This is a genomic window from Haloarcula sp. H-GB5 (genome assembly GCF_054850705.1).
This window is the reverse complement of the sequence record NZ_JBTWBG010000002.1, coordinates 1,136,890-1,162,668: the sequence shown is the minus strand read 5'-3', so window position 1 is coordinate 1,162,668 and position 25,779 is coordinate 1,136,890. Positions and strand designations below refer to the sequence as shown.

Annotated in this window: 28 protein-coding genes; 15 read left to right on the top strand and 13 right to left on the bottom strand. The window is 62.4% G+C overall.

Going from position 1 to position 25,779, the window contains the following annotated elements; translation table 11 throughout:
• The first annotated feature begins 168 nt into the window (after window positions 1-168).
• Both ACYJ11_RS13935 and ACYJ11_RS13930 read left to right on the top strand, forming a co-directional pair.
• A complete protein-coding gene (locus tag ACYJ11_RS13935; protein WP_461648200.1) occupies window positions 169-1,641 on the top strand; it encodes an RtcB family protein in 1,473 nt (490 codons plus the stop codon).
• 55 nt (window positions 1,642-1,696) lie between these two features.
• Window positions 1,697-2,113 carry a universal stress protein gene (locus ACYJ11_RS13930; RefSeq protein WP_188977019.1) on the top strand — a complete coding sequence of 139 codons (417 nt, stop codon included), beginning with the start codon at window positions 1,697-1,699 and terminating at the stop codon, window positions 2,111-2,113.
• Window positions 2,114-2,128: 15 nt separating this feature from the next.
• Here the strand turns inward: ACYJ11_RS13930 and ACYJ11_RS13925 are convergent, their stop codons facing one another.
• Entirely contained in the window at window positions 2,129-3,268 is a 1,140-nt protein-coding gene (locus ACYJ11_RS13925; protein ID WP_461648199.1) for an acyl-CoA dehydrogenase family protein, read from the bottom strand.
• A gap of 82 nt (window positions 3,269-3,350) precedes the next feature.
• On the opposite strand from ACYJ11_RS13925, the gene ACYJ11_RS13920 reads away from it, so the two are divergent.
• Window positions 3,351-4,145, top strand: a complete 795-nt coding sequence (locus ACYJ11_RS13920; protein ID WP_461648198.1) for an RIO1 family regulatory kinase/ATPase domain-containing protein — start codon at window positions 3,351-3,353, stop codon at window positions 4,143-4,145.
• 16 nt (window positions 4,146-4,161) lie between these two features.
• Here ACYJ11_RS13920 and ACYJ11_RS13915 read toward each other — a convergent pair whose 3' ends face one another.
• The 4 genes from ACYJ11_RS13915 to ACYJ11_RS13900 form a co-directional block, all read right to left on the bottom strand.
• Window positions 4,162-5,070 carry a DMT family transporter gene (locus ACYJ11_RS13915; protein WP_461648197.1) on the bottom strand — a complete coding sequence of 303 codons (909 nt, stop codon included), beginning with the start codon at window positions 5,068-5,070 and terminating at the stop codon, window positions 4,162-4,164.
• Window positions 5,071-5,214: 144 nt separating this feature from the next.
• Window positions 5,215-5,700 carry an SRPBCC family protein gene (locus tag ACYJ11_RS13910; protein ID WP_461648196.1) on the bottom strand — a complete coding sequence of 162 codons (486 nt, stop codon included), beginning with the start codon at window positions 5,698-5,700 and terminating at the stop codon, window positions 5,215-5,217.
• Between the two features lie 63 nt (window positions 5,701-5,763).
• Window positions 5,764-7,020, bottom strand: a complete 1,257-nt coding sequence (locus ACYJ11_RS13905) for a Glu/Leu/Phe/Val family dehydrogenase (protein ID WP_461648195.1) — start codon at window positions 7,018-7,020, stop codon at window positions 5,764-5,766.
• Window positions 7,021-7,210: 190 nt separating this feature from the next.
• Entirely contained in the window at window positions 7,211-7,594 is a 384-nt protein-coding gene (locus ACYJ11_RS13900) for a DUF5658 family protein (protein ID WP_188977014.1), read from the bottom strand.
• Window positions 7,595-7,832: 238 nt separating this feature from the next.
• Between ACYJ11_RS13900 and ACYJ11_RS13895 the strand changes: the two genes are divergently transcribed.
• Window positions 7,833-9,836: a PKD domain-containing protein gene (locus ACYJ11_RS13895; RefSeq protein ID WP_461648194.1), complete on the top strand. Its 2,004-nt coding sequence runs from the start codon at window positions 7,833-7,835 to the stop codon at window positions 9,834-9,836.
• An 18-nt stretch (window positions 9,837-9,854) separates the two neighbouring features.
• On the opposite strand, the gene ACYJ11_RS13890 is transcribed toward ACYJ11_RS13895, so the two are convergent.
• The gene (locus ACYJ11_RS13890) at window positions 9,855-10,730 is read right to left on the bottom strand and encodes a class 1 fructose-bisphosphatase (protein ID WP_461648193.1); all 876 of its coding nucleotides are present in this window, start codon (window positions 10,728-10,730) and stop codon (window positions 9,855-9,857) included.
• A 268-nt stretch (window positions 10,731-10,998) separates the two neighbouring features.
• Between ACYJ11_RS13890 and ACYJ11_RS13885 the strand changes: the two genes are divergently transcribed.
• A complete protein-coding gene (locus tag ACYJ11_RS13885) occupies window positions 10,999-11,856 on the top strand; it encodes a 3-hydroxyacyl-CoA dehydrogenase family protein (protein ID WP_170096032.1) in 858 nt (285 codons plus the stop codon).
• Window positions 11,857-11,961: 105 nt separating this feature from the next.
• Window positions 11,962-13,110: an acyl-CoA dehydrogenase gene (locus ACYJ11_RS13880; protein ID WP_461648192.1), complete on the top strand. Its 1,149-nt coding sequence runs from the start codon at window positions 11,962-11,964 to the stop codon at window positions 13,108-13,110.
• Here the strand turns inward: ACYJ11_RS13880 and ACYJ11_RS13875 are convergent.
• The gene (locus ACYJ11_RS13875) at window positions 13,107-13,361 is read right to left on the bottom strand and encodes a hypothetical protein (RefSeq protein ID WP_005534539.1); all 255 of its coding nucleotides are present in this window, start codon (window positions 13,359-13,361) and stop codon (window positions 13,107-13,109) included. The two genes, ACYJ11_RS13880 and ACYJ11_RS13875, sit on opposite strands and share 4 nt — an antisense overlap.
• A gap of 83 nt (window positions 13,362-13,444) precedes the next feature.
• Window positions 13,445-13,735 (bottom strand): PadR family transcriptional regulator, encoded by a 291-nt coding sequence (locus ACYJ11_RS13870; protein ID WP_188977010.1) that lies wholly within the window; start codon window positions 13,733-13,735, stop codon window positions 13,445-13,447.
• Between the two features lie 87 nt (window positions 13,736-13,822).
• On the opposite strand from ACYJ11_RS13870, the gene ACYJ11_RS13865 reads away from it, so the two are divergent.
• The 6 genes from ACYJ11_RS13865 (at window position 13,823) to ACYJ11_RS13840 (ending at window position 20,455) form a co-directional block, all read left to right on the top strand.
• Complete coding sequence (locus ACYJ11_RS13865; protein ID WP_461648191.1) at window positions 13,823-14,110, top strand: DUF7111 family protein; 288 nt, start codon at window positions 13,823-13,825, stop codon at window positions 14,108-14,110.
• 278 nt (window positions 14,111-14,388) lie between these two features.
• Entirely contained in the window at window positions 14,389-17,055 is a 2,667-nt protein-coding gene (locus ACYJ11_RS13860; RefSeq protein WP_461648190.1) for an alkaline phosphatase PhoX, read from the top strand.
• A gap of 45 nt (window positions 17,056-17,100) precedes the next feature.
• Complete coding sequence (locus ACYJ11_RS13855) at window positions 17,101-17,838, top strand: cell surface protein (protein ID WP_461648189.1); 738 nt, start codon at window positions 17,101-17,103, stop codon at window positions 17,836-17,838.
• A 22-nt stretch (window positions 17,839-17,860) separates the two neighbouring features.
• Entirely contained in the window at window positions 17,861-18,283 is a 423-nt protein-coding gene (locus ACYJ11_RS13850) for a hypothetical protein (protein WP_461648188.1), read from the top strand.
• A 206-nt stretch (window positions 18,284-18,489) separates the two neighbouring features.
• Window positions 18,490-20,025, top strand: coding sequence for a TrkH family potassium uptake protein (locus ACYJ11_RS13845; RefSeq protein WP_461648187.1), 1,536 nt, complete (start codon window positions 18,490-18,492; stop codon window positions 20,023-20,025).
• A 73-nt stretch (window positions 20,026-20,098) separates the two neighbouring features.
• On the top strand, window positions 20,099-20,455 hold the full coding sequence (locus ACYJ11_RS13840) for a hypothetical protein (protein WP_170096023.1): 357 nt from the start codon (window positions 20,099-20,101) through the stop codon (window positions 20,453-20,455).
• A 27-nt stretch (window positions 20,456-20,482) separates the two neighbouring features.
• Here the strand turns inward: ACYJ11_RS13840 and ACYJ11_RS13835 are convergent, their stop codons facing one another.
• Window positions 20,483-22,177, bottom strand: coding sequence for a potassium transporter TrkG (locus ACYJ11_RS13835; protein WP_461648186.1), 1,695 nt, complete (start codon window positions 22,175-22,177; stop codon window positions 20,483-20,485).
• A gap of 1 nt (window position 22,178) precedes the next feature.
• Window positions 22,179-22,862 carry a potassium channel family protein gene (locus ACYJ11_RS13830; protein WP_461648185.1) on the bottom strand — a complete coding sequence of 228 codons (684 nt, stop codon included), beginning with the start codon at window positions 22,860-22,862 and terminating at the stop codon, window positions 22,179-22,181.
• Between the two features lie 124 nt (window positions 22,863-22,986).
• Here ACYJ11_RS13830 and ACYJ11_RS13825 point away from each other — a divergent pair, with 124 nt between their 5' ends.
• Window positions 22,987-23,121: a hypothetical protein gene (locus ACYJ11_RS13825; protein WP_255356166.1), complete on the top strand. Its 135-nt coding sequence runs from the start codon at window positions 22,987-22,989 to the stop codon at window positions 23,119-23,121.
• Between the two features lie 22 nt (window positions 23,122-23,143).
• Here the strand turns inward: ACYJ11_RS13825 and ACYJ11_RS13820 are convergent, their stop codons facing one another.
• Entirely contained in the window at window positions 23,144-23,581 is a 438-nt protein-coding gene (locus ACYJ11_RS13820; protein WP_461648184.1) for a hypothetical protein, read from the bottom strand.
• A 141-nt stretch (window positions 23,582-23,722) separates the two neighbouring features.
• Between ACYJ11_RS13820 and ACYJ11_RS13815 the strand changes: the two genes are divergently transcribed.
• Together ACYJ11_RS13815 and ACYJ11_RS13810 are read left to right on the top strand one after the other, a co-directional pair.
• On the top strand, window positions 23,723-24,601 hold the full coding sequence (locus ACYJ11_RS13815; protein ID WP_188976994.1) for a shikimate kinase: 879 nt from the start codon (window positions 23,723-23,725) through the stop codon (window positions 24,599-24,601).
• Window positions 24,598-24,891 carry a chorismate mutase gene (locus ACYJ11_RS13810; RefSeq protein ID WP_004592890.1) on the top strand — a complete coding sequence of 98 codons (294 nt, stop codon included), beginning with the start codon at window positions 24,598-24,600 and terminating at the stop codon, window positions 24,889-24,891. The genes ACYJ11_RS13815 and ACYJ11_RS13810 overlap by 4 nt, the downstream gene beginning before the upstream one ends.
• 192 nt (window positions 24,892-25,083) lie before the next feature.
• Here ACYJ11_RS13810 and ACYJ11_RS13805 read toward each other — a convergent pair whose 3' ends face one another.
• Both ACYJ11_RS13805 and ACYJ11_RS13800 read right to left on the bottom strand, forming a co-directional pair.
• Window positions 25,084-25,470 carry a PIN domain-containing protein gene (locus ACYJ11_RS13805; RefSeq protein ID WP_188976992.1) on the bottom strand — a complete coding sequence of 129 codons (387 nt, stop codon included), beginning with the start codon at window positions 25,468-25,470 and terminating at the stop codon, window positions 25,084-25,086.
• The gene (locus ACYJ11_RS13800; RefSeq protein WP_188976991.1) at window positions 25,467-25,712 is read right to left on the bottom strand and encodes an AbrB/MazE/SpoVT family DNA-binding domain-containing protein; all 246 of its coding nucleotides are present in this window, start codon (window positions 25,710-25,712) and stop codon (window positions 25,467-25,469) included. The genes ACYJ11_RS13805 and ACYJ11_RS13800 overlap by 4 nt, the downstream gene beginning before the upstream one ends.
• Window positions 25,713-25,779 lie beyond the last annotated feature (67 nt).

The following is a 25,779-nucleotide window of genomic DNA, read 5'->3' as shown; positions in this document are numbered from 1 at the left end:
TGTTCTCACAGACTGAAAACCCATCTCAGCGGCTGAGAAGGGAAACATCAACGATTTAGCGTGTCCTCGACCGTTCGGCTGTGGTTTTTTATTTGCTCCGGAGGGGAGGCACCCACTCACGGGCCACCGTGAGGTTCAAACCCTCTATGCGACTACGATACGACACCAATGGTACTCGAACTGACGGGCGAACACACCACGGCGCGAGTGATGGTCGACGACGAATCGCTCGTCGAGAGCGGGTGTCGGGAGCAGATCGAGACGCTCATCGACCATCCCGCGTTCACCGAACCGGTGCGGATCATGCCGGACACGCACTGGGGGGCCGGCGCACCCATCGGCTTCACGATGCCGCTGGGCGAGCGGGTCGTCCCGAACATCGTCGGCGTCGACGTGGGCTGTGGGATGGCCGCGACGAATCTCGGACCGGAACTCCCGCTGGAAGACGAAGAGCGAGAGCGACGCGTTCGCGAGGCGGTCCCGATGGGCCGGAATGTCCACGACTACGATGACGCGGTCCACTTCGTCGAGGAGTTCCCGTTCGAGCGGGCCAACCGCGTCTTCGAGCAGTTCGACACGGCCTACGCCGAGCGGTTCGGCGAACACATCGATCCCGTGGAGTTCGACTTCGACGGCTACGACGAGGACTACTTCGAATCACTGTGTGACCGCGTGCTGGCGGATCAGCGCCAGGGCATGGGGTACATCATCAAGAGCGCGGGGACGCTGGGCGGCGGGAACCACTTCGTCGAGTTCGGCCAGGCACGCGAATCGGGCGACTACTGGCTGGTCATCCACAGCGGTTCCCGCTACTTGGGTAAGTCCGTCGCCGAGTACTGGCAGTCGACGGCGACGGACCGCCGGACTATCGGTGAGATCCGCGACCAGATTCCCGAGGAGTACGTCGAGTACCTAAAGTTCGACCCCGATACGGTCGAATCCCGAGACCTCTACGCCTGGGTCACCGGCGGCATGGGCGAGTCCTACATCCGGAAGGACCGTCTCCGCCGCGAACTGGACGGTAAAGAGATCGAAGACGCCTTCGACGCGCTGGGACAGGTCCAGGACGCCATCCACAGCAGCGACGACGAGGACCGCAACACGGACCTTGACTGGCTGGAAGGCCGCGAGGCCCACGGCTACCTCGTCGACATGCTGTTCGCCCAGCAGTACGCCCGCTGGAACCGCGAACTGATGAGCGATGCCGTCTGCGACGCACTCGACATCGACCCCATCGACCCCATCGACCGCTTCCAGTCTATTCACAACTACATCGACTTCCGCGACCTCACCATCCGCAAGGGCGCGACTCCAGCCCGCGACGGCCAGCGGCTGCTCGTCCCGTTCAACATGGCCGACGGGTCGATTATCGCACGCGGGAAGGGCAACGACGAGTACCACCAGACAGCGCCACACGGTGCAGGCCGCGTGATGAGCCGGCGGCAGGCACACAGCGAGGTCGACATGGACGAGTTCGCCGAAGCGATGGACGGTATCTACTCGGAGTCTGTCATCAAAGGCGTCCGGGACGAAGCGCCGATGGCGTACAAGGACGCCGACGCGATACTCTCGGCCATCCAGCCGACTGCCGAGGTTGTCGAGTACGTCGACGCCGTCCACAATCTGAAGGCAACTGAGTGAGCATACCTGTTAGTCTGGCAGAAAGTGATTTGCACGCGAAGGCCTTGTGTCCTGTATGACCATTCTCGTGGCTATCGCCAACGATTCGGTCTCTCCGACAGTCATTGACACGGCGGTTCGCCTCGCCGACGGGCTCGACGAGGAACTGTACGTCGTCCACCTCGTCGACGAAGACACCGCTGACGGCACGGCCATGCAACTCCGGGACGAGATGCGTGACCGGTTCCGCGACGCCACCGTCGTGGCGACGGTCGCTATCGAACACGTCGGCCGGTCAGCAATGCGTTCGGGCACGCGGATCGGCAACGAACTGCTCGAACTCGCGGCTGACGTGGATGTTCAGCACATCGTCATGGGTCACGAGCCGAAGGGGCTGGCCGGGAGACTCCGAGAAGGCGACGCCGCAGTTGCTGTCATCGACGCCGCCGACGTGCCCGTTACTATCGTCCCGGAAGGTCCGTCCGACGTGTAGGCGTTCCGAAGGTCGTTACAGGCCCAGTTCTCGGCCGAGCACCATTCGCTGTATCTCGCTCGTTCCCTCGCCGATCTCCATGAGCTTCGCGTCCCGGTAGAACCGCTGCGGGGCGAAATCCGTCGTGTACCCGTAGCCGCCAAGCACCTGAACGGCGTCTTCGGCGACCTCACGACAGATTTCGCTGGCGTCGAGCTTTGCCAGCGACGACATGCGCGTCACGTCTTCGCCCTGGTCGTACATCGTCGCGGCCTTGTGGGTCAGCAGGCGGGCTCGCTCGATTTTGCGGTCCATCTCGACGATTTTGTCCCGGACAGCGTCGAACTTCGAGATGGGTCGGTCGAACTGCTCGCGTTCGGTAGCGTAAGATTTCGCGGCCTCGAAAGCACCCTGTGCCAGCCCCGTCGAGAGCGCGGCGATGGAGATGCGCCCGCCGTTGAGTGTCTTCAGCGTCTGCGCCCAGCCGTCGCCTTCCTCGCCGAGCAATCGGTCCGTGGGAACCCGGCAGTCGTCGAACTGGAGTTCGCAGGTCGGCGAGGCGTTCAGCCCCATTTTGTCCCACTCGGTCGTCACTTCCCAGCCATCGTCTTCCGGGGCGACGATGAACGTCGAGATACCGTCGTAGCCGGTCTCTGGATCGGTGACGGCTTTGACTAGCACCGACCCGGCGACAGAAGCGTTCGTGATGAACTGCTTGGTGCCGTTGAGGACGTACTCGTCCCCGTCCCGCTCGGCTGTCGTGTCCATGTCGCTGGCGTCGCTCCCGCTGCCCGGCTCTGTGAGCGCCCAGCCGCCGAGCTGTTCGCCTGAGGCGAGTGGTGTGAGCCAGCATTCTTTCTGTGCGTCCGTGCCGAACAGCTCTATCGGCTTGCTCCCGAGTGACGTGTGGGCCACGTACGAGAGTCCGATGCTCCCGGAAACGCGCCCGAGTTCCTCGGCGACGAGCGCGTACATCAGCGTGTCGCCACCGAGCCCGCCCCACTCCTCGCTGATCGGCACACCCATCACGTCCAACTCGCCGAGTTCGTCGAATACCGCCGCCGGGAAACGGTGCTCCTCCTCGATCTCCTGGGCTATCGGCTCAATCTCGTTCTCGCAGAACTCGCGGACCGAATCTCGGATCATCCGGTGTTCGCCGGGAACGTCGAACTCCATACTCGACCTATGGCTTATGTTAATAAATACCACACGGGGCGGACGCAAGCCATTTGCCCGTCCATAGCCTTCCCTAAGGGGAATGGCGTTCCGGCGATTCCTCCGCGGGACGGTCCCCTGGGAGCAACTCGAAGGCGTGGTGCAGGCGGTAATCGAACGGTACGACGAGCCTGCGGCTCACGTGACGTTTCTGGAGGCGGACAACTGGCTCTCGACGCCACTGGTCGTCAACGATCAGTGGTTCGTGAAAGTCATCACGGGGCAGAATTCGCTGGTTCACACGCTGTTGACCGCCGGCCGCAACATCGGCGCGTTCTCGTCGGGGACGGAGGGGTTTTTCGAGCATTTCGGGACGCCCTACGAGATGGCGGAACACGAACTGGCCGCGACGGAGCGGATGCGGGAGATCGGCGTTAACGCTCCCGAGCCAATCGAGGCCTTCGAATACGACGGGATGGGCGTCCTGGTACTTGAATACATTCCCGACTTCGAGCCGCTGGACGACCTCCCGGCCGAAACCGTCGAGCGACATAGTCCGACGGTATTCGACTTCCTCCACCGGATGCACGAGGACGGTCTGGCCCACGGTGACTTCCGCTGTGAGAACGTACTCGTAGCCCACGACGACCTGTACTTCATCGACGCGACGAGCGTCCGCGAGGCGGCCATCAGGGACGCTCGCGCCTACGACCTCGCGTGTGCGCTGGGCGCGCTGGAGCCGCTCATCGGTGCGCCGGCCGCTGTCTCCGCCGCCGCATGCCACTACGATACGTCTGAACTACTGGCTGCGGAGGAGTTTCTGGACTTCGTCAACATCCGCCCGGACCACGACTTCGCCGCCGCAGAAATCCGCGGAGCCGTCGAAAAGCGCGCGTAGGCCGCCCGGACCGGCCTCAGTCTGCCGGCGTTGCTCCGACGGCTCGACTTCTGGCGACGAGGCCGATACCGGCGAGCACGACGGCCCCACCGGCGACCGTCGACGGACCGGGCGTTTCTGCGAGCAACAGCAACGCCAGCAGCGCGCTCCCGACCGGTTCACCGAGCAGGGAGACACTGACCATGCTGGATTCGACGTGTGCCAGTGCCCAGTTGAGGACGGTGTGGCCGAACACGCCGGGGCCGACGGCCATCGCGAGAAACAGTGCCCACTCCCGCGGCGGGTAGCCGGTCACGGGGTGGCCCGACGCGAGGACGAAGACGAGGAGAGATACCGCAGCGACGCTGTAGACGACGGTCACGTATGGGACGAGGGGGAACCGCTGGCGGAGCGAGCGCCCGGCAAGCACGTAGCCAGCGGCCATGACCCCGCCGACAAGGGCCAGTGCGTTGCCGTACAGCGGGCGCGGGCCGATAGCACCGCCGCCGAGCAGTTCGCCGATCGACATCACGACGATGCCACCGATAGCGACCAGAATGCCCGCCGTCGTGCCACGCGTGACGCGCTCGTCCAGCAGCGCCCATGCGCCCACGGCGACGAACAGCGGCTGACATTGGACCAGCGTGACCGACGCCGCGACGCTGGTCCACGCCAGACTCTCGAACCACGCGGCGAAGTGCACTGCGAGCGCGACGCCAGTCGCCGCAGCCGCCAGTACGTCCCGTCGAGCGAGTCGCCCGAACGCCGACCGATGCCGACCCAGCGCCAGCGGCGCTAGCAGTACGGTCGTCAACAGGACGCGGTAGAACGCCGCCACGGACGCCGCGGCCCCGCTCCAACGGACGAGAATCGCGCTCGTACTGACTGCGAGGACGGCGACGACCAGCCCGAGTCGCGGGTCGATTCGCGGCTCGGTCACGCCCACTCTGCTCCGTTGTGGCGCGGAGACAGCACGGCCCCATCAGGTATTGCGACGATACATCCACTCATCCCGTGGCAGTATCCAACACGGGAATAAAGAAACACCGGATACCATAGTCGGGACCGTGCCGTCCGCGGGCAGGCCGAGTTACCCTTCGAGCAGTTCCTTCGTCTGCTGGTGGCGATACCGGAACATCGGTTCCATCCCGAGACACCCGAAGGGGCCAAGCGCCCGTCCGAGTGGCCCACCGGGCAGTTCGAACTCAACGTGGTCGTGAACGAGCGTTTCTCTGTCGCTCAGCGCCCGGAAGGTGTGCGTGTGCTCCCAGTGGGGGAACGGCCCCTCCTCCATCACGTCGCGGAACATCGCTTCGTCCTCGCCCTCCTCCCGGGCGACGATGTTCGAGACCCAGCGCTGGCGTGGCGGCACGCCGAACGGCTTGATAGAGGATTCGACGACAGACCCGGCGGTTAGTTCGTCGGGATTCGGTTCGCCGTCCGGTCCCCGCTCTTCCTCGATGCGGATGTTCATCCAGTCGGGGGTCAGTGCAACCAGGCCGTCGCCTGTCGCGTGGAATTTCCAGACCTCTGACAGCGGAGCTTCGACGCGGACCTGCCGCTCGTAAATGTCCATACACACAGTAGGGGAAGCGCCGGCAAAACACCCGCGGTAGCCGCGACTGATTCCGGGATACGGTCAGGGCCAGATGCCGCCTTCCTCGGCCGCAGCGACGATGCGCTGGATGGCGACGACGTACATCGCGGTCCGGAAGTTCGGCGCGCCGGTCTCCTCGTAGGTCTCGACGAGGTCGTCAAACGCGTTCGTGATGATGGTCTCCAGTTCGCTGTTCACACGCTCCTCGGACCAGTAGAAGCGCTGGCGGTTCTGGACCCACTCGAAGTACGACACCGTGACGCCGCCGGCGTTGGCGAGGATGTCGGGGAACACAGCCACGTCGCGCTCAGTGAGCACGTCGTCCGCGTTCGGCGTTAGCGGGCCGTTCGCCGCCTCCACGACGATGTCGGCCTGCACATCCTGCGCGAGGTCGCCGTCGATGGCGTTTTCCAGCGCCGCCGGGACGAGCAGATCCACGTCCATCGTCAGCAGTTCTTCGTTCGTCAGTTCTTCTATTGCGCCCTCGTAGCCGGCCAGCGACCCAGTCTCGCTCTTGAACGCCTTCGCGTCGCGTGCGTCGAGTCCGTCGGGGTTGTAGACGGCTCCCGAGGAGTCCGATACGGCGACGATGTTCGCGCCCAGATCCTCGATGAGCTTCGCCGCCACGGAGCCGGCGTTGCCGTAGCCCTGCACGGCCACCGTCGCGTCCGCCATGTCCTTCCCGAGATAGTCGAACGCTTCGCGTGCGGTGAGCATCACGGATCGGCCGGTCGCTTCGACGCGGCCCGCACTGCCCCCCGACTCCGGGGCTTTGCCGGTGATGACGCCGGGCTCGGTAGTGTTCTCCAGCGTCTCGTATGTGTCTTTGATCCAGTTCATCTCGCGCTGGCCGGTGTTGACATCGGGCGCGGGGATATCTTGGTCCTCGCCGATAATCGGGCGGAGTTCTTTCGCGAACGACCGGGTTATCCGCTCGATTTCGTTGGCCGAGTACTGGCGCGGGTCGATCTCGATGCCGCCTTTCCCGCCGCCGTAGGGGATGTTTACCGCAGCGCACTTGTACACCATCCAGCCAGACAGTGCCTTGACCTCGTCGCGTGTGACCTGTGGGTGATAGCGAATCCCACCTTTGTACGGCCCTCTGTCACCGTTAAACTGTGACCGGTAGGCACGAAACACCTCAACGGACCCGTCGTCCATCTCCACAGAGAGGTTCGCCTCCAGCACCCGCTCGGGGTGTTTCAGCCGCTCAAGCACGTCGGTCGAATATTCGAGATAGTCCGACGCGTCGTCGATCTGCTCCTGTAAACTCTCAAACGGGTTTACCTCAGGCGACATACAGTCAATATCTCAGACTGTGGGCAAAAGGGTACCGCCGTCCATGGGATTTTCCAGATGTCAATTACCTACAACGGACCTGATTAATCAGACGGGGTGTCTGCAACTGAATCGGCCACGGCGACACGATACGTTCGGGGTACTAGTCCAGTGAGAGGACGAAACTGGAGGATAAGATAATCCGGCGTGGCTACAGGCTGAGCAGGAGTGTCGCGTTGATCACGACGGCCGCTACCCACGGAAGTGCCAGTCCGAGTGGCACGACGACGCCACGCTGGTCGCTCAACAACTGGCGGGTCAGCCCTGCCAGCCCGAGGACGCCAACCTTCGTCAGGCCGAGAACCGCGATTCCGAACGTCTCTATCGCGGCCCGCATCAGCGGATTTCCCTCCTGCAGGCCGTGCTGGAGGCCGACGTGTGTCAGCCACACGTCGATGATGAGCGTCACGGCGACGACAAGCCATAGCTCTCGCTCGACGGCCACAAGTTCGTCGAGCAGGGCGCTACACCATCCGTCGATGGTCCCTATCGAGACCGTTCGGTCCGTTCTGAGCACGTCACCCTCCGCAACCACGCCCCCACGTGGTCTGTTATCTGGTTGTCATCCCACGTATTAAATACACACTGTTTACTGCTGAAACCGGTGGAGTAGGGACTGCATACCCACGGGAAATCCGATGCCACCGGATCGAGTTTGAACGACGCGTTCGATGCACCCAGTGCATATAATGTAGCAGCTACCGCACATGCGATTATCACCTCTCATAATGGTGGCGCACCATTGATATCGGGTGCCGGACTACTCACGCATCATGAGTGCCACCGGCCACGCCCGAGAGACGCCGCCGTCGGCCAGGCGTCGTCGCTGGTGGCTTCCGCTTCTCCTCGTACTCTTTTTGCTCCCACTGCTCGGTATCGTCGGTTCCGGCACGGCCGCGGCCGAAGACACAGAATCGCCGGAATGGGGCAATGCGACGCGGGGCAATTCTACGACTATCGAGGTGTCCCTGTACGACGACGGCGGGTCGATAGACACGAGTACGATTCAGGCGGCGGATTTCGCGTTAACTGAGGGCCGAGTGGAGAACGTCTCGGTCGCATCGATCAACGCCTCCGGAGCAAACAGGACAGGGGTACGCGTCTCCCTGCTGCTGGAGAAAAAAGTCGACACAGACAACGTCACCGTCAGCCTCCGTGACACTGGCAGTATCTCAGACGAAGCAGGGAACGAGCTTCCCCACGAGTCAGTCACCGTCACCGGGATGGACTCCGTCGTACCGAAGTACCAGTCGTTCGAACTGAGTCGCGTCAATAGCTCTACCGCCCGCATCTCTGTCGGGATTCACGAACCGATACAGCAGCTCGAGATCTCCGTCGGTGGCCCGTCGATAGACACACTCAATATCTCGGGGTTCACCGAACGCACCGGAGACACGCTCACGTATACACGGACGTACACGTTCCCCGAGGAAGGCGAGTACTCGCTGCTGTTGCTGTCGGTAACCGACGAGAACGGAAACGAGAACTCCTTTGGCCGACAGCAGACGTTTCTCTATGACGACTCTGCGCCGAACGTCACCGTCACTGGGCCGGAGAACGCAACGGTCGGCGAGTCGGTGACCTTCTCCGCGGCGGAGACGACAGACGACCAGGGCGTCGACTCGGTCCGGTGGCAAGTCGGGAGTGATACAATTCTCACCGGCGAGAACATCACAGTAGCCTTTGCTTCACCCGGCAGTCACGAAGTCACGGTGACGGCCGCTGATCCGCTCGGGAACACGGAAACAGTGACCAAAGTCGTGTCTGTGACGGGGAATGGTCCCGCTGGGAACGTGACCGTGCAGCAGCCGAACGCGACGATGGCGAACGTCTCGGTGAACGGGTCCGGGCAGACACAGCGGATTCAGCCCATAGACGGAGCGCTCGTCACCGGCCAGAACGGAACGCTGGAGCGACTTGCCGTGTCGTTCCCGCGTAACGAATCCGCGACACTCAACATTCGCTCCCGTCGGCCCACGTCAACGTTCGCGACTGCCACTGGCCACATCGCTATCAGCCAGTTCGACATCGATCACGGCTCCGTCCCGGCTCAGGACGCGACGTTCACGTTTACTGTGGACCGTGACGCGCTGGCGGCGGTCGGCGCGATGCCCGATGCTGTGACGCTGTTCCGGAGCGGCGACGGGTGGATGCCGTTGTCGACTGAGATCGCGAGCCGGGGAGAGTCACACATCGTCTACCGGGCTGAGTCGCCGGGTCTCTCGACCTTCGTCGTTGGCGTCGAACAGACGACAGCGACAGACACGGATGCGGAGACGGCGACGAACGACTCGGAAGCGTCGACGTCCGAACCAGAGATGACGGAGAAATCGACACCCGGACAGCCGGATATCGTGGTTACGAACGCTACGGCGGTACCATCGACACTCGGTCCCGGCGACCGGACTGTCATCACGGTCGAACTGGAAAACCGGGGCACCGCGAGCGGCGACCACAACGTGATCGTCGCGCTCAACACGTCGATACTGACAACACGGACAGTCACTGTTCCTGCCGGTGAGACGCGAACGACGGAGTTTGCCCGCTCAGTGCCAGAGGGGACCACTGGAAAATTGACTGTCGACGGGCAACGCGTCGGGAACGTGACGGATGACAGCGGTGGCCTCTCGATTCCAGCGCTGCCGTCGATCGGGGTTCCGAACCCGCTCTCGCTGTGGCCTGACGGCATCGTCGGAACCGTTCTCGGCGGGCTACTGGGCGTCGCTGTCGGGCTGTACAGCGTTCTGAAAGGACTGGCGATCTACCTCGGCTACTGAACGACAGAATCCAGGTCGTCAGTCGATATTCGCTTCGAGTCGGTCGATCAGGTCGTCGTTCCCGAGATACAGCGGCGTCCGCTCGTGCAGCCCGTCAGGTTCGATTTCGAGTAGCGACTGGTAACCGTCGGAGGATCGACCGCCGGCCGATTCGAGGATGTAGGCCATCGGGTGTCCCTCGAACTGGACTCGGAGTTTCCCCTCAGGGCGTGACTCCAGTGCAGGGTACGAGAAGATACCGCCGTAGGTGAGCACCTGATTGATGTCCGCGACCATCGCCCCGCCGTAGCGGAGTTTCAGTTCGTGACGGATCTCTTCGGCGTATGACTCGAACTCGTCTGTCCAGGAGTCGACGCCGCCGCCGAACCCGAACACTGTGGGATCTTCAGGGACCGTCACATCGTCGTCGACGACCCGCTTGTCGCCGTCTTCGAGGATGTACTCGTGGACACTGCCGTCCCGAGCAACGACCATTGAGGTGATCGGGCCGTAGATGACGAACCCGGCGGCGAGGAGATTGGTGCCGACAGTCGGCGGCTGTTCGCTGTAGATGCCGAAAATCGTCCCCATCCCGCTGTTCGGTTCGAGGTTGCTTGATCCGTCGAGGGGGTCCATCGCGACGTGGAGGCGACCGTCTGTTGTTTTCACCGCTGCGCGTTCCTCGCTGGCGTAGGAGGCAACGCCGTCGATGCCCAGCACCCGCTGCTCAAACAGTTCGTCGGCACGCAGGTCAGCCGCGAGCTGGTCGTCGCCGGTGGGGTTGACGGAGTTGCTCTGGCCACGGTAGTCGGCAACAGCGCGGCGGACGTCCGGCGTCGTCGCGGCGATGGTGTCGATGACTTCCGTGACTGTCTGCGCGGCTTCGGTGGTCGAGGTGTCGAGTGACTTACTCATTTGTCAGATGTAGGGGCAGGGACTGGCCATCCAGTGACCAGTCGAATTTGTCTCCGAGCCTGCTGCCCGCAGGGTCTCTCATCACCAGTTGGTTCTCCGGCACACCATAAGTATCTTTTTCCTGACATTTACTACATTTCGAGTGAATATTCAGTCGCGGGGCAGTGCTTGCCGCTAAGCCTGTGACTGGTTAACTCGGGGAACTCCGGCCCCGCGATGATCCGATACCGTCGGCAGACTTACACGACCACCGGACGAAGGCGCCGGTATGCATCTCGAAACAGTCGACACCGTCGGCGTCGTTGGAGCTGGAACGATGGGCAACGGCATCGCCCAGGTCGCCGCGACGGCCGGCTACGATGTCGTCATGCGCGATGTGACAGAAGAACTGGTTGCCGCCGGGTTCGAGGAGATACAGTCGAGCTTCGAGACACTCGTTGCACGCGACACAGTGACAGAACAGGAGGCAGAAGCGGCAACAGCCCGCATCACCGGCACCACCGAGATGGACGACCTCGCGGATGCCGACCTCGTCGTCGAGGCCGTCACGGAGGACATGGAGATCAAGCAGTCCGTGTTCGAGGACCTCGACGCAGTCTGTGGGCCTGACACAGTGCTTGCCAGCAACACGAGCACGCTCTCGATTACGACAATCGCCAGTGCCACCGAACGGCCAGAGCAGGTTCTCGGACTGCACTTCATGAACCCCGTACCCGTCATGAAAGGCGTCGAACTCGTCGTCGGCGAGAAAACTAGCGACGAGACAGTGACGCTGGGCCGGGAGTTCGCCCACGACATCGGCAAGGAAACCTGGGAAGCCGACGACAAGCCCGGCTTCGTCGTGAACCGCGTGCTGATGCCTTGGATCAACGAGGGCATTCGCGCGTACGACGAGGGTGTCGCCGACAAGGCCGACATCGACCGTGGTCTGACGCTCGGGACGAACGTCCCCATGGGGCCGCTCGAACTAGCCGACCACATCGGCCTCGACGTGGTTCTTGACGCCTCTGAGACGCTGTATGAAGAGTTGGGTGACCGCTACAAGCCTGCATACCTGCTCAAGCGCAAGGTTGCAGCCGGCGATCTCGGCAAAAAGTCCGGTAAGGGCTTCTACGACTACGATTGACCGATCCGCGGTGGCAAACGCCGACAGTAGCAGTCTGAGTACGATACCCGGCAACGGGCCGAGCGTTGGCCAACAGTAAAGACCCAACCAGCGTTAGAATCTGTCATGGACTTTAGCCCCACACAGGAACAGCGCCAGATACAGGAGATGGTCGCGGACTTCGTCGACGAGGAGGTCAAGCCGCGAGCAGCGGAGATCGACGAAACCGACGAGTTCCCGTGGGACCTCGTCGACGAGATGGCCGACCTCGGTCTGATGGGAATGCCGATTCCGGAGGAGTACGGCGGGGCCGAACTGGACTACCACAGCTACGCCATGGCCCTCGAAGAGATTTCGCGGGGAAGCGGCGGGCTCGGCACAATCGTCGCCGCACACATCTCGCTGGCCTGCAACATGATCTACGAGTTCGGGAACGAGGCCCAGAAGGAGACCTACCTCACGCCGCTGGCAGCGGGCGAGGAAATCGGCGCGTTCGCCCTCTCCGAAGCAGGTGCGGGCAGTGACGTGCCCGCGATGGACACCACTGCCGAACCCGTCGACGACGGCGACGCCTATCTGGTCAACGGCGGCAAGCTCTGGATCTCCAACGGGTCCGTCGCCGACACCGTCGTCCTGTTCGCCAAGACCGACCCCGAGGCCGGCAACAAGGGTATCTCCTCGTTCATCGTTCGCCCCGAGGAGGACGACGGCTTCATCGTCGAAGGGACCGAGCACAAACTCGGCGACAAGGGCTGTCCGACCGCCGAACTGCGGTTCGACGATATGCGCATCCCTGCCGACCGTATGCTCGGTGAGGAGGGCCGTGGGTTCGTCCACGCGCTCAAAACACTCAACGGCGGACGCATCACTATCGCGGCCCGCGGTGTCGGCATCGCCCAAGCTGCGCTGGACGAGGCACTGAAATACGCCCAGGACCGTGAGCAGTTCGACCAGCCGATCAGCGATTTCCAGGCTATCCAGCACAAGCTCGCCGACATGGACACGAAGACGCAGGCGGCCCGCCTGCTGATGCACCAGGCCGCCGATAAGAAGATGGCCGGCGAGTCGTTCGTCAAGGAGGCCGCTCAGGCCAAGCTCTACGCCTCCGAGGTGTCCCGAGAAGTGGCGAACGAGGGCATTCAGGTTCACGGCGGCTACGGCTACACGAAAGACTTCCCGGCCGAGCGGTTCTACCGCGACGCCAAACTCAACGAGATCTACGAGGGGACCAGCGAGGTTCTTCGGAATACGATTGCCAGCGAGCTTCTCGACTAGGGAAGCGAGAGGAGCCCTTCGACCACGACCGCACGCGTGAAGTAGAACGGTTTTCCGTCCGCACGGTAGCATCTCGCGCTGGCAATTCCAAGCGCGAGAAGCACTGCCACACCGACGGTCCCGGCGAGCATGCCGACAACTACTGACGGCTGGATGGTTGTGCGTGCGAACACGTACGTCGCGACGCTGGCGAGCGCCGCAAACGGGAGAGCGTCCAGACCTGCTAGGAGGAGTGAGCGGGACAGGGACATACCTGTGTTCTGTGGGAGCGCTCACAAAAAGGATATCCCATCGGTAGCGGCCGACGAGATTCGGCAGGGCCGAGAATGAATAGTTAGCTATCCTCGCCGAGCGCCTCGCGCATCCACTCGAACTGGTCCCGGAGCCGCCGCTCGCCAGCCTCGGTCAGCGAGTACTTGTCGGCGATGCCGTCCTCGCGGTGAGCGACGAACCCCGCCGACTCCAGCGCGTCGAGCGCGCCGTAGAAGCTCTTCGGTTCGATTCGCGTGTCGTAGCGGCGTTCGAGCCGCGTTTTCAGCCGCTGGCCGGAGAGTTCCCCGTCCTCGGCAGCAGCCAGCAGGACGCACATATCGCGCCGGCGGCCGCTCTGGAGCCACTTCGCCATAGGTGTCCGGTCACAGCCGCCCGGTTTCGCGTTTGCGGTTCCGAGTGGACCGCCAAGTTCGCATACCCCCGGTCCCTAGAGCCGCCGATGACCGATTCCGAACTCCCCGTCGAGGCGTCAGCCGACGGTATCACGGCCACCTACCGAGAAACAGACGAGGAACGGCTGCTGATATTCGAGAGCGACAGCGGGAGCGCCGCGGTCGCACAGAACATCGAGGGGTACGCGATGCTGAAGGTCCGGCCGACCGCTGACGGCGACGAACTGGAACGATACTACGGCTTCGACATGGCACTCGACCACGCGGCGGAACTGCTCGGTGTGTCCCCGAACGTGCTTCCAGTCCCCGACCCGGCTGCCGACATGGGGATGTAGCGGCTGGCTACGACAGTCGTCAGTGTGACTTGTGACCTGACAGCGTGAGTATTGTGTGGTAATTATGCCGTTTGCTGACTGGTAAGTAGGTGAGTACGAACCGGAGTATGAGCGGATGTCGTCGGAGCCATTCAGTACGTATTCTGTAAAAATAGCAGTATTTGTGATATGTCCAGCTGGTTAGTAGTATAGCTAAAATTGATATCGAAAGAGGACTCCGAATACATCATTCAGATATTATAAAACTGCTTTAATAATCACTGCCACCCCTCACTCGCATGGTCGATTTCACTCGACGGCAGGTGCTTTCACAGTCGGTGGCTGCTGCGCTTGGGGCCAGCGTCATCGGCGTGGCAAGCGGCGAAGAGGTCGAAGAGACAGACACACCTGGGGCACCGAGCGTCGCCGGGAGTCTCAAACGCTTCTCGACGACGGCGTTCGGCGCGGAGGTGACAGGGCCGTTCGTCTTCGAGGACGGGTCACTGCTGTACAGCCTCCAGCACCCGGAAGGGGAGAATCCCGAACCGTTCGGACGGGCCGCAGTGGGCTATTTCAGCGGCTTCCAGTTCGAGTTCGACGGGAGCAACGACGATTTCCCGGAGGTAGGGGTTCCGGACACCGAGGAGAAACAGCGGCAGGTCCGATCAGCGGCCGGTGACTACGAAATCCTCATACAGGGGCGCGAACCGATCAACGACGGCGAGGAGCGCCTCGGCGTGGTCCAGACACCTGACGGGACAGATATCACGCAGGAGAACTTCGCCGGCACGCAGTACGGCGGTGCGGCGACGAACCCCGACTGTAACCAGTTCGTCCCGAGCAACGACGAGGGGACCGAGGGCTACCTGTTTACAAACTGGGAGAACAGCCCCGGGTGCGTCTCGCGGGTCCCGCTTAGCCAGAACCAGAACGGCGAGTGGAGCGCGGACACCGAAAACGCGATGAACCTGACCAACACCGACTCGCTCCGTGAACACGGCGGGACGCGGATCAACTGTTACGGCGACCTCAGCCCGTGGGAGACGATGATCTCCGCCGAGGAGAACTACGCACACCCCCGCGTCAGCCTGACGGCGACGGTAAGCGACATCGTCGAGGCGGGGTCGGGCGAGGGCCTCATCGGCGGGTGTCAGTTCTGGAACCGGCCGAACCCGAGCGAGATCTCGGGCGCAATCGAGTCCTACGCCGAGAGCGGCGACCTCGACGAGAACTTCGGCCCGCAGGGCTACTGGGCGTTGACCGGCGTCGAGTTCCTCGCGTACTATCTCGGTGCGGAGCGCGACGACCAGGGGGACGGCGAGAACCTCGACACGACACTGCTCGACGACGTGTATCCGAATCCGTACCGGTACGGGTACTTCGTCGACTTCCGCGAACCGACCGCCGACGAACCTGAAGCGGTCAAGTACTACGTGATGGGGCGGGCCTCGTGGGAGGCACCCGACATCGAAGGCGACCAGCGGACCCTCTATGGTTGCTCGGACGGCGACAGCAAGGGCATCTACAAGTTCGTCGCCGACGAACCGATTCCGGAGTACGACGACCCGATGGACGTCGCCGGGACGCTGTACGCACCGAAGATCACGAACGACGCAGCCAACGCTGCCGAAGCCGGGGAGCGGAACTCTCCCGCACAGACTCCACTCGAAATCGAGTGGATAGAACTCGGCCACGCCACCAACGGCGAGGTCGAATCCTGGGTCGCCGAGTACGACGACGTGACTCAGGCTGACTACCTCAGCGCACACGCCGACTGGGCGGACGGCGACGAGGTGACAGCGGCGGTCATCAAGCAGGCCGACCTGTCCGTCATCGAGAACGGGAACCGGAACTACATCACGAACGAGGAAATCATCGAGTGGGCCGAGCAGTACGAGGCGAACGGGCCCGACGGCGTCGACGAGGAACTCCGTCGCGTCCCGTTCCTTGAGACCCGTGCAGCCGCCAAGGAGATCGATGCATCCATCGAGTTCAACAAGGCAGAGGGCGTTGACACCGTGGATAACTCACAGCCCGGCGATTTCATCTACTTCGGTATTTCGGAGTTCAACGACGCACTCGCGGACGACGAGGGCGATATCCAACTCGACCGCGTCGACGGCGGCGTCGTCTATCGCGGGGTGCTGGAATCGGACTACAACGTCTCGACGCTCGAACCAGTCATCACTGGCCCCGATTTCACCGACTCGCCGGAGGACGCGAACGATGCGCTCCGGAACATCGACAACGTCTACACGATGCGCGACGGCCGCGTCATCTGCTGTGAGGACGGCTTCGGCGGCCCAGCGCGCTCGTACCCGAACGACGGTCTCTATGTCTACCAGCCCAACGTCGTCGTCAGCGCCAACTCCGCCGCGGTCGGCAGCGGGTCGACGGGTAGCGTCCCGCTGACCGCCTCGTCACTCCCCGCTGGCTTTTCCGGTGCCCAGCTCACCGTCACCGTCTCGAACCCCGAAATCGCGTCCATTACCGGCATTTCGTTCCCCGACGCGCTCGGACTCACCGAGAGTTCCATCAGCGACGACGGCTCGTCGGCGACAATCCGTGTTGCCGACGTCGACACGAACGTCCAGTCCGGCGCGATGGACGTGTCACTCGCAACGCTCGACGTCCGCGCCAACGGCGGCGGCACGACTGACCTGACCGTCACTATCGAGCAGATGGACGACGAGAACGGCAACGCCATCGAGGCAGAAGTTCGAAACGGCATCGTCGTGGGCGGCCCGCAGACGGTCGTCGGCGACGCCGCACCGACCGACCCCGACGGCGACGGTCACTTCGAGGACCTCAACGGCAACGGCCGTCTCGACTACGAGGACGTGCAGGTGCTGTTCTCGAACATGGACTCCGACAGCATCCAACTGAACACCGGCGCGTACGACTTCAACGAAAACGGCAAGATCGACTTCGCCGACGTGACGGCCCTCTACGAAGAGGTCAACTGACGGCCGCGACCGGATCCCATTCCCATCTTTCGATACAGCAACACAATGACCAACGACACCACCCGTTCGATACCCGGTCGCGTCCGAACCGCCAGCCGCCCCCTCGCGCTCGTCGCGCTCGTCTTCCTCGCGGGGACGGTCCCCGCACTCGCCACAGGGCAGAGTACGCCAGCAATCAGTATCGAGACAGACTCCGTCGCTGCCGGCGAAACGATGGCCGTACCGGTCGTCCTCACCAGCGCGCCGGACGGACTGGCCGGCTACCAGCTCGAACTCTCCGTCGATGACCCCGCTGTCGCCCGATTCGAGAACGCGAGCTATCCCGACCGGTTCGGACTCACGACCGATCCCGTCGTTAGTTCAGATGGCGGGACAGTCACGCTTGAGGCGGCTGACCTCGACGGGCAGATTGAGCCCGGAGCTAGCGGTGTGACACTCGCGACAGTCACGCTTGCTGGCGTCGACGTCGGTGAGACGCAGGTGACTGTCGCGTCGAATCAGGTCGACGCCGACGGCGGCGGGGCGGTTGAGCCGGCCACAGAGGCGGCGACAGTCACGGTGACCGGCGAGACGACCGACACTGTCGCTGCCAGCTCGACCGAAGCGTCCTCATCGGCCGCCGGGTCCGCAACCGAATCGGCGAGTGCCGCGGGTGACGCGACCGGCGATGCTACGGCTGTCGGCGACCAGTCGACGACCGGAGCCGACGGTTCGATCCCGATGGCGTTGGTGCTCGCCGCAGTCGCCGGAGCGGTGGTACTCGCGGCCAGAACCGCTCGATAACCGTAACAACTCAACACTACCCATGCCACAATCAGGCACCGCAGACGCACCGACGGACAGTCCGACCTACCGCGAGTACATCCTCGACGTGCGCATCGTCGAACGAACGACAGACGAGGGCGAGACACGCTACCGATTCGAGGCCCCGGACCACCAGGGGGCCGAGTTCGCGGACCCGGAGATGGCGACGCTGTACGCCGACGTGTACTTCGACGTGAACGGCTTTCAGGAGGCCGGGACTGGGGACCGCGGCGTACCACCGACAGTGATCCAGGCTGGCCGTGATACGCTCGTCGCGTATTTCCTCACGCAGGCCGGTGTCGATGTCCACTGGGCAGCGTCGTTCTACGGCGAGAAACCGGAGAAGATCGAGCGGTACATCTCGCGCATCCGTAAGCGGTCAAAGCAGATCCGCGAGGGAGCGAAAGAACAGGGCCACGCCTGAGTCGCCAGCACAGCCTTTCGGGTAGCTCCGACGGCAAAATCCACCATAGAGACGCGACTGCGGACGGACTGGGTGACTGCCACGAGAACAAGAAGCGCCCCGTACCGATGCCGTTCACGAGTGAATCCGCCGGAAACAGCGCTGTTGGAACGTGGGGCTTTTTCATATCGGGAGTGTGAGCGTCAGTTAATGGTCGGTGATTAGTGATGTCGGTTCGCGTCGACTGGCGACAGAGCGTCGCTCTGACCGGCACTGTCATCAAGTATCTCGCCGTCGCAATGCTGGTCCCGCTTGGGATCGGTTTGCTGTACGGAGAGGACACCGTTGTCTTCCTGATTTCTATCGGGATCGCCATCACTCTCGGCGTAGCGATAGAGCAAGCCAGCGACAGCCACGAACTCGGGCCGCGCGAAGCGCTGTTGTTCGTCGGTCTCTCGTGGGGGGCTGTCGCGGTTATCGGTGCAATCCCATACGTTATCGCCGGGTACGGGACCGAATCAGCGCTCGGTGAGCCTGTGAACGCGCTGTTCGAATCGATGTCCGGGTTTACCACCACTGGCGCGACCGCTACCAACGAAATATCGTTTGCTCGCCACTCCCATGCGCTGTTGATGTGGCGACAGCTCACCCAGTGGCTCGGCGGGATGGGTATTATTGTCCTGATGGTCGCCATTCTTCCGGAGGCAGCCGTCAACGGGGCGCAGTTGATCGAATCAGAAGCGCCTGGTCCAGAACTCCAGAAGCTGACGCCGAAGATAGCCGAGACCGCCCGACTCCTCTGGCTGTTCTATCTGGGCTTTACTGTCCTGTACGTCCTCATTCTGCTCGGCCTCCATTACGCGGGCTACGCACCGAATATGGATGCGTACAATGCCGTTGCTCATGCATTCACGACGCTGCCGACCGGCGGTTTCTCCCCACAGGCAGAGAGCATCGCCTACTTCTCACCGGCTGTCCAGTGGGCCGTCATTCCGTTCATGCTCATCGCCGGGATGAACTTCGCGCTGTTTTACCTTCTGTTGCAGGACGAGTACGCCGCCTTCCTCAAGGACCGAGAACTACAGGCGTACCTCGGCGCGAACGCCGGCGTGGCCGTCATCCTCTGGGGACTGCTCTTTACCGGGTCCGCGCCGCCGCTCGAACTCGGGGGCATTACACAGGGGGCGCTGGAGAACTCGCTCCGGCAAGCCACGTTTCAGGTCGCCTCGTTGCTGAACTCGACCGGGTACGCGACGAGCGACTTCGCCCAGTGGGGCAACACCGCACAGGGAGTCCTGGTGTTCGCGATGTTCATCGGCGGCTCCGCAGGGTCGACCGGTGGCGGCGTCAAGATCGTCCGATGGCTCGTCGTGCTCAAGAGCATCCGACGCCAACTGTTCACGACAGCCCACCCTAGCGCCGTCAAACCAGTTCGGCTCGGCGGGCAGGTCATCGACGAGGACGTTATCAACGCGATATATGGATTCACCCTGTTGTACCTGCTCACGTTCGGTATCGCAACGGTGTTTCTCCTCCTCGATGCCGGCCGTGTCGGGCTCGAACTAACTGTTTTCGAAGCCATCAGCGCAAGCCTGGCGACCATCGGGAATATCGGCCCCGGGTTCGGGTTTCTGGGGCCGTTCGGGACCTACGAACTCTTCCCGGAGACCAGCAAACTGCTGATGGTCTTCCTGATGTGGATCGGTCGACTGGAGATCATTCCGGTGTTCGTGATATTTACCGGGGCGTTCTGGAACGAGTGAGTGCCGGCAACTTGTTCCACCGCTATTTGTAGCCGCCAGTTCAGTTATATACCTCCCAGATAGAGATGTCCGTATGTCCAGTCCTGAAAACGGACCGACACCGCCTGAGGGGGTCCCGGATAAAGTGGCGACGGAACTGCCACAGTTGACGCCTGACGAACTCCGCAATACGATCATCTATGCGCAGGAACTCCTGCGCTTTCACGACGAGACGGACTCGCCGGTGGAACCAGGCCCCAACGAGGAAATCCTTCGCGCGACCAAACGCGATGGCTACACTGAGGTGGTGAAGCGGACTACCTGTGCTGAAGAATGTGCTGACTGTCCACACGGACCGTATCTCTACCACGTCAAGGAGGAGACCAGACCCGAAGGTGGAACGAAAGTCCGCTGGATGTTTCTTGGCGAAGTGTATCCTGACGAAGAGTGAGCGGCGGTTGGAGGGACAGTCGACGGTTTACGGATCGAGCCCGTACAGTCCAGCCCGAATGAACACGAGTATCGGGATGATCTCCAGTCTGCCGACCCACATATTCAACACGAACATTCCCTCCGCAAGCGGGGACATCGACGGCCCGGTGATCCCCGAGGAAAGGCCGACGTTCCCTTGCGCGCTGGCGACTTCGAACAGGGCATCGGCGTAGCTGAACCCCGGTCCCGCGACGTTGGTGAGGACGATACTGCTGGTGACGAGAATGATGAGCCACAGCAGCGTCACGATGGCCGCTTCGCTGAACTCCCGCTCCATCGACTCGCGGTCGAGCGTCCGGTCGCCGATGCGGGCCGTAATCACCGCGTTCGTCGGGAGGAACACTCGCGAGAACTGCCAGATGATCCCGCGGGCGATGGTGTATCCTCGGATGATTTTGATGCCTCCAACAGTGGACCCCGCAGCGCCGCCAAGCACCATTGCACCGGCCACGAGCACCTTGCCGCCGGCGAGCCAGCGACCGATCGGTGCCGACTGGAAGCCGGTACAGCTGAGGGCGCTGACCCACTGGAACGTCGAGTCCCTGACCGCATCGAGCTGTGCAGCGTCGAGCATCGGCACCGAAAACGGCAGGAACGACTGGGTGGCAAACGCCTCAGTCGTCGCAGGAACGGACCACGCGTTTTGTACTGAGAGCCCGACGACGCCGAGCGCGAGCAGGATAAACAGCCAGCGAGTCTGCAGGTCCGACACCAGTTCGCGAATCTGCCTGTCGTGTAAGACGACGTAGTGGACCGGGAACGCGATTGCACCAAGAATCATGATCGGCAACAGGACAGTCTCGACGAGCGGCGAGTTGTACGTCGCGATCGAGTTGTCCGTGACAGAGAACCCGCCGGTCGTGAGCCCGGTCATGGCGTGATTGAGCGCCTGCCAGGCGGCCTCCCACAGCGACAGCGACGCCGCGTACTCGCTGTCGCTGGCGAGGATGGCACCGAACAGGAGCGCAAAGGAGAGAACCGTGTAGCCGGCGACGAGTTTCCAGACGGTGCGAACGGTGGAGACGACGCTGGGATGGATCTTCTCCTCGCGGGCCTCGCTCTGGTAGAGCGCGTAACTGCCGCTGCCGGGCCGCGACAGGATGGAGACGGTCAGAACGATGACACCGACGCCGCCGACGTACTGGATGAACGACCGCCACCACTGGACTGCACGAGGCAGCGATGGCTCGTGAATCGCCATCGTCAGGCCGCTCCCGGTCCACCCGCTCATGCTCTCGAAGAAGGCGTGGAGCGGGTTCCGGAAGTACGCCAGGCTGGAGAACGTCGTCGTCCCGCCGACCCTGATCGGCTCCCACGTACTCGTGTCCGTTCCGACTGGAACGAACGTGTCCATGACGGCAGGGGGCGTGAACCACGCGGTCAACAGGAACGGCAGCGAGCCGAACGTAGCGACCAGCAGCCACCCGCCGGCGGCGATGACCATACCGTGTTTCATCTCTGGGGCTGGGGCATCGGTGAACCCCCGGTTTGCGAGGCCGCCGACAGCGGCGGTCACCCCGGCCGCAGTAAAGAACCCGAAAGCGGCGTAGAACTCCTGAAAGCCCAGCGCAATCGCGGCTGTGATCGTCATCAGTCCGGCCTCCATCAGCAGGAGCGAGCCAATATCGTGGGCGATCGTTTTCAGGTCCGTCGGGATCAGCCCGCCGTTCCGTCGCGACATGTCAGTTGTGATCCTCGGAGTGACCGAAGATGTCGGTCACCTCCGGTGTCGCACCGTCTCCCGAGTAGACCGTGAGGAGGTCGTTCGCCTCGATGCGCGTATCACCGCGGGGCGTTATCGGATCACCGTCGCCGTTGCGCTCGATGGCCACGATAAGCGTCTGGCCGCCAATGAGCCCCTCCGTGTTGGCCTCCTCTAGTGTCTTGCCTGCAATCGGAGCATCTGGCGTGACTGTTATTTCGAATACCTCCGCCTGATCGCCAATGCGCATGAAGTCGACGATAGACGGCCGTTTGACAGCCCGGTAGAGATACTCGGCGATGAGCCGCTGTGGGTTCTGCATCGTGTTGACGCCGATCTGGCGGAACACGTTCATGTGCTCGGGATTGTGGACGACGGAGACGATGTCCGGCACCTCCAGTTCCTGTGCCAGCAGACAGACCATGATGTTGGTCGCGTCCTGATCGGTTGTCGAGATGAGCGCGTCGGCACGGTCCGCACCGGCGTCCTCCAGCGTATCCTTCACCGTCGCGTCGTCGTTGATAACGAGACAGTCGTACTGTCTCGACGCACGTTCCGCCCGCTCCGTGTCGCGTTCGATGACGACGACCTCGTTCCCCCCCGCTGTCGCAATCTCAAGCAACGGCGACCCGATATCACCCGCACCAACGATGACAATATACATTTTTGCCAGTGTACTGAACCGATCGTTGAAAGCCTACCGTTCCCAGTCGCAGTGAGGACACTGCAGTAGTTCGGGTACGTCCTGCTCCCAAACCACTATACTGTCCCCGATTGAACCGGACGGTATGGCACATCTAACCGAGCAGTTCGACCATCCGGCCTGGCTGACAGCCGCCGGGACGCTCGCCGGGTACGGCATCATTCTCTTGTTCATGTTCCTGTTGCTGTTTATTCTGCCGTACCTCCTGTTCCCGGCCTGAGCGGAACCCGAGTCACCCGATTTCACTCGTATCTCGAATCGATGAGAAACCCGAGCGAGATGAGTCCACAGACCATCGACAGGAATCCGACGATAGCGAGGCCGAACGGCGGGTTGTCGCCGGGGTAGGTTATGAGTCCGCCAAAGGAGGTGATACTGATGCCCCACAGGCCGACCGTTAGCACGAGATCCGCATACGTGTTCCAGGCGTCTTCGAGTGCGGGTTCGACGCGAGCGAGCCACCACCCGGACGTGTCCGACTGAGAGGACGACCCGCGACCCAGAAGTTGGCGAACTGCGGGCCGGCCACCAGCAATGACGAGCGCAGCAGTGGAGAGCACTGCAATTCCCGCCAGCGCTGATACTGGGGCCGCCTGGACCTGCAACAACAGAAACAGGCTGACGTAGCCCAGAACCGCGATGCCTGCCGCGAGTCCACGAAGTATGTTCCCGATGCTCATTTCCCGTTGCTGGCTCCCTTCGAACTGGTCGGTATAGTGTTGTCCGTCTTACTGTGACGCGATCGCTTCGCTGCTGCGGTCAATGTGGCCGCTACAGGGGTATCGCAGTTAGTAAATAGGTCCGTGTGAGAGTACACGTCGATGGAAGGGAAGGCAGCAGCGCCCGCAGCAGGGACGGTCCTCAACGCGCTCGCGACCGGCCACGGCGCGGCGTTTGCTATCGACGAGTACACGACAGCGACCGTCACGCTCTCGACTGAGACCGACGGTGTCACCGGCGAGGTGGACGGTGCGCCGGACGCCGACACGCGGCTCATCGAGCGCTGTGTCGAGTACGTTATTGATGCCCACGGCGGTCCACAGAACGTGGGCGTCCCGGCGGTCTCCGGCGGGACCGTCACCACCGAGAGCGAGGTCCCGATGGCGTCGGGGCTCAAAAGCTCCAGTGCGGCCGCAAACGCGACCGTCATGGCGACGCTCGACGCCCTCGATGCGACCGAGCGGATGAGCCGTGAGGACATGGCCCGTCTGGGTGTCATGGCTGCTCGCGACGTGGGCGTCACCGTCACCGGGGCCTTCGACGACGCGTCGGCGTCGATGCTCGGCGGCGTCACTGTCACCGACAACGAGGACGACGCGCTCCTGGCCCGCGAGGAAGTCGACTGGGACGTGCTCGTCTGGACGCCGCCGGAACAGTCGTTTAGTGCTGACGCAGATGTCGAGCGATGCCGGCAGATCGCACCGATGGCTCGCCTCGTCGAGGATCTCGCGCTCGACGGCGACTACCAGCGGGCTATGACAGTCAACGGGCTCGCGTTCTCGGCCGCGCTGGACTTCGAGACGGACCCGGTACTCGACGCGCTCCAGCACGTCGAGGGCGTTTCCCTGTCGGGGACGGGACCGTCGTTCACCGCCGTCGGTGAGCGGGCCGCACTCGAAGCCGTACAGGACGCCTGGGACGAGCGACCCGGAGCGACCTGGCTGACGACGACACAAACCGAGGGAACACACACAGTATGAGCACGAATCCGAACCCAGAGGACATGTCGCTGGACGAACTGCGCGACGAAATCCGGACTATCGACCGGGAGATCGTCGAGAAAATCGCACAGCGAACCTACGTGGCTGACACCATCGCACAGGTCAAAGACGAGAAAGGGCTACCGACGACCGACGAACAGCAAGAGCAGGCCGTCATGGACCGCGCCGGCGACAACGCGGAGCAGTTCGACGTCGACGAGAACCTCGTGAAAGCGATTTTCCGGTTGCTGATCGAACTGAACAAGGTCGAACAAAGAGAGAGCCGGTAGCAGAAGAACGGCTTCAATAGGACTTCTATACGCGCATTAGTGGCTTGAGTGCGATGTTACTCGCTCCACCGTCCGAACTTTTGGACTCGACGGGCAGCCGGAAGAGTTGGTCCGGTCTGTCGCACCCGTGGTCAGCATAACTATCGTGAAAACCATGATTCAGGACTGTGCGACTCTCTTTTCAGTCCGAAGTCATTCTTTGTCGGTCGGTTCGAGTGGGACTCGGTCGACCTCCACTTCTCCATAGTCCTTCTCAGAGGAGAGGACATCCAATCCCCGCGTTTCCGCAGTCGCTGCATGAAATGCGTCGAACGGCGTCATTCCCTCGTCGTAGTAGTTAACGGCTTTCAGAACTACCTGTTTCTCTTCCTCGTTTCGTACGGGGACGAGTTCGAGCAGGTTTGCTACCAGCGGAACGTAGTCGAACTCGTAACGTTCCCGAGCGAGAAGGAGTTCGAGGTACGAGAACGGTGACGTTTCGACATCGTACTCGACGAGGGCGTCCTCTGCGGAGCTCTGTAGCCAACCGGTATCCTTTGCCAGTGCGAGCAGGAAATCTGTCTCGACATACACCGTCATCTGTCGCCACCGTCCTCCTCAGCTACGTCTTTCGCTTCCGCCTCGATATCATCTTGAATCTCCTGGACGGATGCATCGTGAAGCTCACCTGCCGCCTCACGGACAGCGGTGAGTGGATCGTCTGCGACGGGGATCAGTTCGATTCTGTCCTCGTACATGACAATGTGATACTTCTGGCCGTACTTTTCGCGCACCTCTTTTGGGATATACAGCCGTCCCTGTGCATCCGTCTCTGTTGACATAGAACGGACTTAGTTACCACAGATAAAGAGTGTTACCATCAGTAAAATCCTAATGGTTCCATAAAAC

What these genes read in the sequence shown, in the direction of transcription:
- ACYJ11_RS13935 (WP_461648200.1), top strand. Translation starts at nt 169, where the DNA reads ATGGTACTCGAACTGACGGGCGAACACACCACGGCGCGAGTGATGGTC.
- ACYJ11_RS13930 (WP_188977019.1), top strand. Translation starts at nt 1,697, where the DNA reads ATGACCATTCTCGTGGCTATCGCCAACGATTCGGTCTCTCCGACAGTC.
- ACYJ11_RS13925 (WP_461648199.1), bottom strand. Translation starts at nt 3,268, where the DNA reads ATGGAGTTCGACGTTCCCGGCGAACACCGGATGATCCGAGATTCGGTC.
- ACYJ11_RS13920 (WP_461648198.1), top strand. Translation starts at nt 3,351, where the DNA reads ATGGCGTTCCGGCGATTCCTCCGCGGGACGGTCCCCTGGGAGCAACTC.
- ACYJ11_RS13910 (WP_461648196.1), bottom strand. Translation starts at nt 5,700, where the DNA reads ATGGACATTTACGAGCGGCAGGTCCGCGTCGAAGCTCCGCTGTCAGAG.
- ACYJ11_RS13905 (WP_461648195.1), bottom strand. Translation starts at nt 7,020, where the DNA reads ATGTCGCCTGAGGTAAACCCGTTTGAGAGTTTACAGGAGCAGATCGAC.
- ACYJ11_RS13895 (WP_461648194.1), top strand. Translation starts at nt 7,833, where the DNA reads ATGAGTGCCACCGGCCACGCCCGAGAGACGCCGCCGTCGGCCAGGCGT.
- ACYJ11_RS13890 (WP_461648193.1), bottom strand. Translation starts at nt 10,730, where the DNA reads ATGAGTAAGTCACTCGACACCTCGACCACCGAAGCCGCGCAGACAGTC.
- ACYJ11_RS13885 (WP_170096032.1), top strand. Translation starts at nt 10,999, where the DNA reads ATGCATCTCGAAACAGTCGACACCGTCGGCGTCGTTGGAGCTGGAACG.
- ACYJ11_RS13880 (WP_461648192.1), top strand. Translation starts at nt 11,962, where the DNA reads ATGGACTTTAGCCCCACACAGGAACAGCGCCAGATACAGGAGATGGTC.
- ACYJ11_RS13875 (WP_005534539.1), bottom strand. Translation starts at nt 13,361, where the DNA reads ATGTCCCTGTCCCGCTCACTCCTCCTAGCAGGTCTGGACGCTCTCCCG.
- ACYJ11_RS13870 (WP_188977010.1), bottom strand. Translation starts at nt 13,735, where the DNA reads ATGGCGAAGTGGCTCCAGAGCGGCCGCCGGCGCGATATGTGCGTCCTG.
- ACYJ11_RS13865 (WP_461648191.1), top strand. Translation starts at nt 13,823, where the DNA reads ATGACCGATTCCGAACTCCCCGTCGAGGCGTCAGCCGACGGTATCACG.
- ACYJ11_RS13860 (WP_461648190.1), top strand. Translation starts at nt 14,389, where the DNA reads ATGGTCGATTTCACTCGACGGCAGGTGCTTTCACAGTCGGTGGCTGCT.
- ACYJ11_RS13855 (WP_461648189.1), top strand. Translation starts at nt 17,101, where the DNA reads ATGACCAACGACACCACCCGTTCGATACCCGGTCGCGTCCGAACCGCC.
- ACYJ11_RS13850 (WP_461648188.1), top strand. Translation starts at nt 17,861, where the DNA reads ATGCCACAATCAGGCACCGCAGACGCACCGACGGACAGTCCGACCTAC.
- ACYJ11_RS13845 (WP_461648187.1), top strand. Translation starts at nt 18,490, where the DNA reads ATGTCGGTTCGCGTCGACTGGCGACAGAGCGTCGCTCTGACCGGCACT.
- ACYJ11_RS13840 (WP_170096023.1), top strand. Translation starts at nt 20,099, where the DNA reads ATGTCCAGTCCTGAAAACGGACCGACACCGCCTGAGGGGGTCCCGGAT.
- ACYJ11_RS13835 (WP_461648186.1), bottom strand. Translation starts at nt 22,177, where the DNA reads ATGTCGCGACGGAACGGCGGGCTGATCCCGACGGACCTGAAAACGATC.
- ACYJ11_RS13830 (WP_461648185.1), bottom strand. Translation starts at nt 22,862, where the DNA reads ATGTATATTGTCATCGTTGGTGCGGGTGATATCGGGTCGCCGTTGCTT.
- ACYJ11_RS13825 (WP_255356166.1), top strand. Translation starts at nt 22,987, where the DNA reads ATGGCACATCTAACCGAGCAGTTCGACCATCCGGCCTGGCTGACAGCC.
- ACYJ11_RS13820 (WP_461648184.1), bottom strand. Translation starts at nt 23,581, where the DNA reads ATGAGCATCGGGAACATACTTCGTGGACTCGCGGCAGGCATCGCGGTT.
- ACYJ11_RS13815 (WP_188976994.1), top strand. Translation starts at nt 23,723, where the DNA reads ATGGAAGGGAAGGCAGCAGCGCCCGCAGCAGGGACGGTCCTCAACGCG.
- ACYJ11_RS13810 (WP_004592890.1), top strand. Translation starts at nt 24,598, where the DNA reads ATGAGCACGAATCCGAACCCAGAGGACATGTCGCTGGACGAACTGCGC.
- ACYJ11_RS13805 (WP_188976992.1), bottom strand. Translation starts at nt 25,470, where the DNA reads ATGACGGTGTATGTCGAGACAGATTTCCTGCTCGCACTGGCAAAGGAT.
- ACYJ11_RS13800 (WP_188976991.1), bottom strand. Translation starts at nt 25,712, where the DNA reads ATGTCAACAGAGACGGATGCACAGGGACGGCTGTATATCCCAAAAGAG.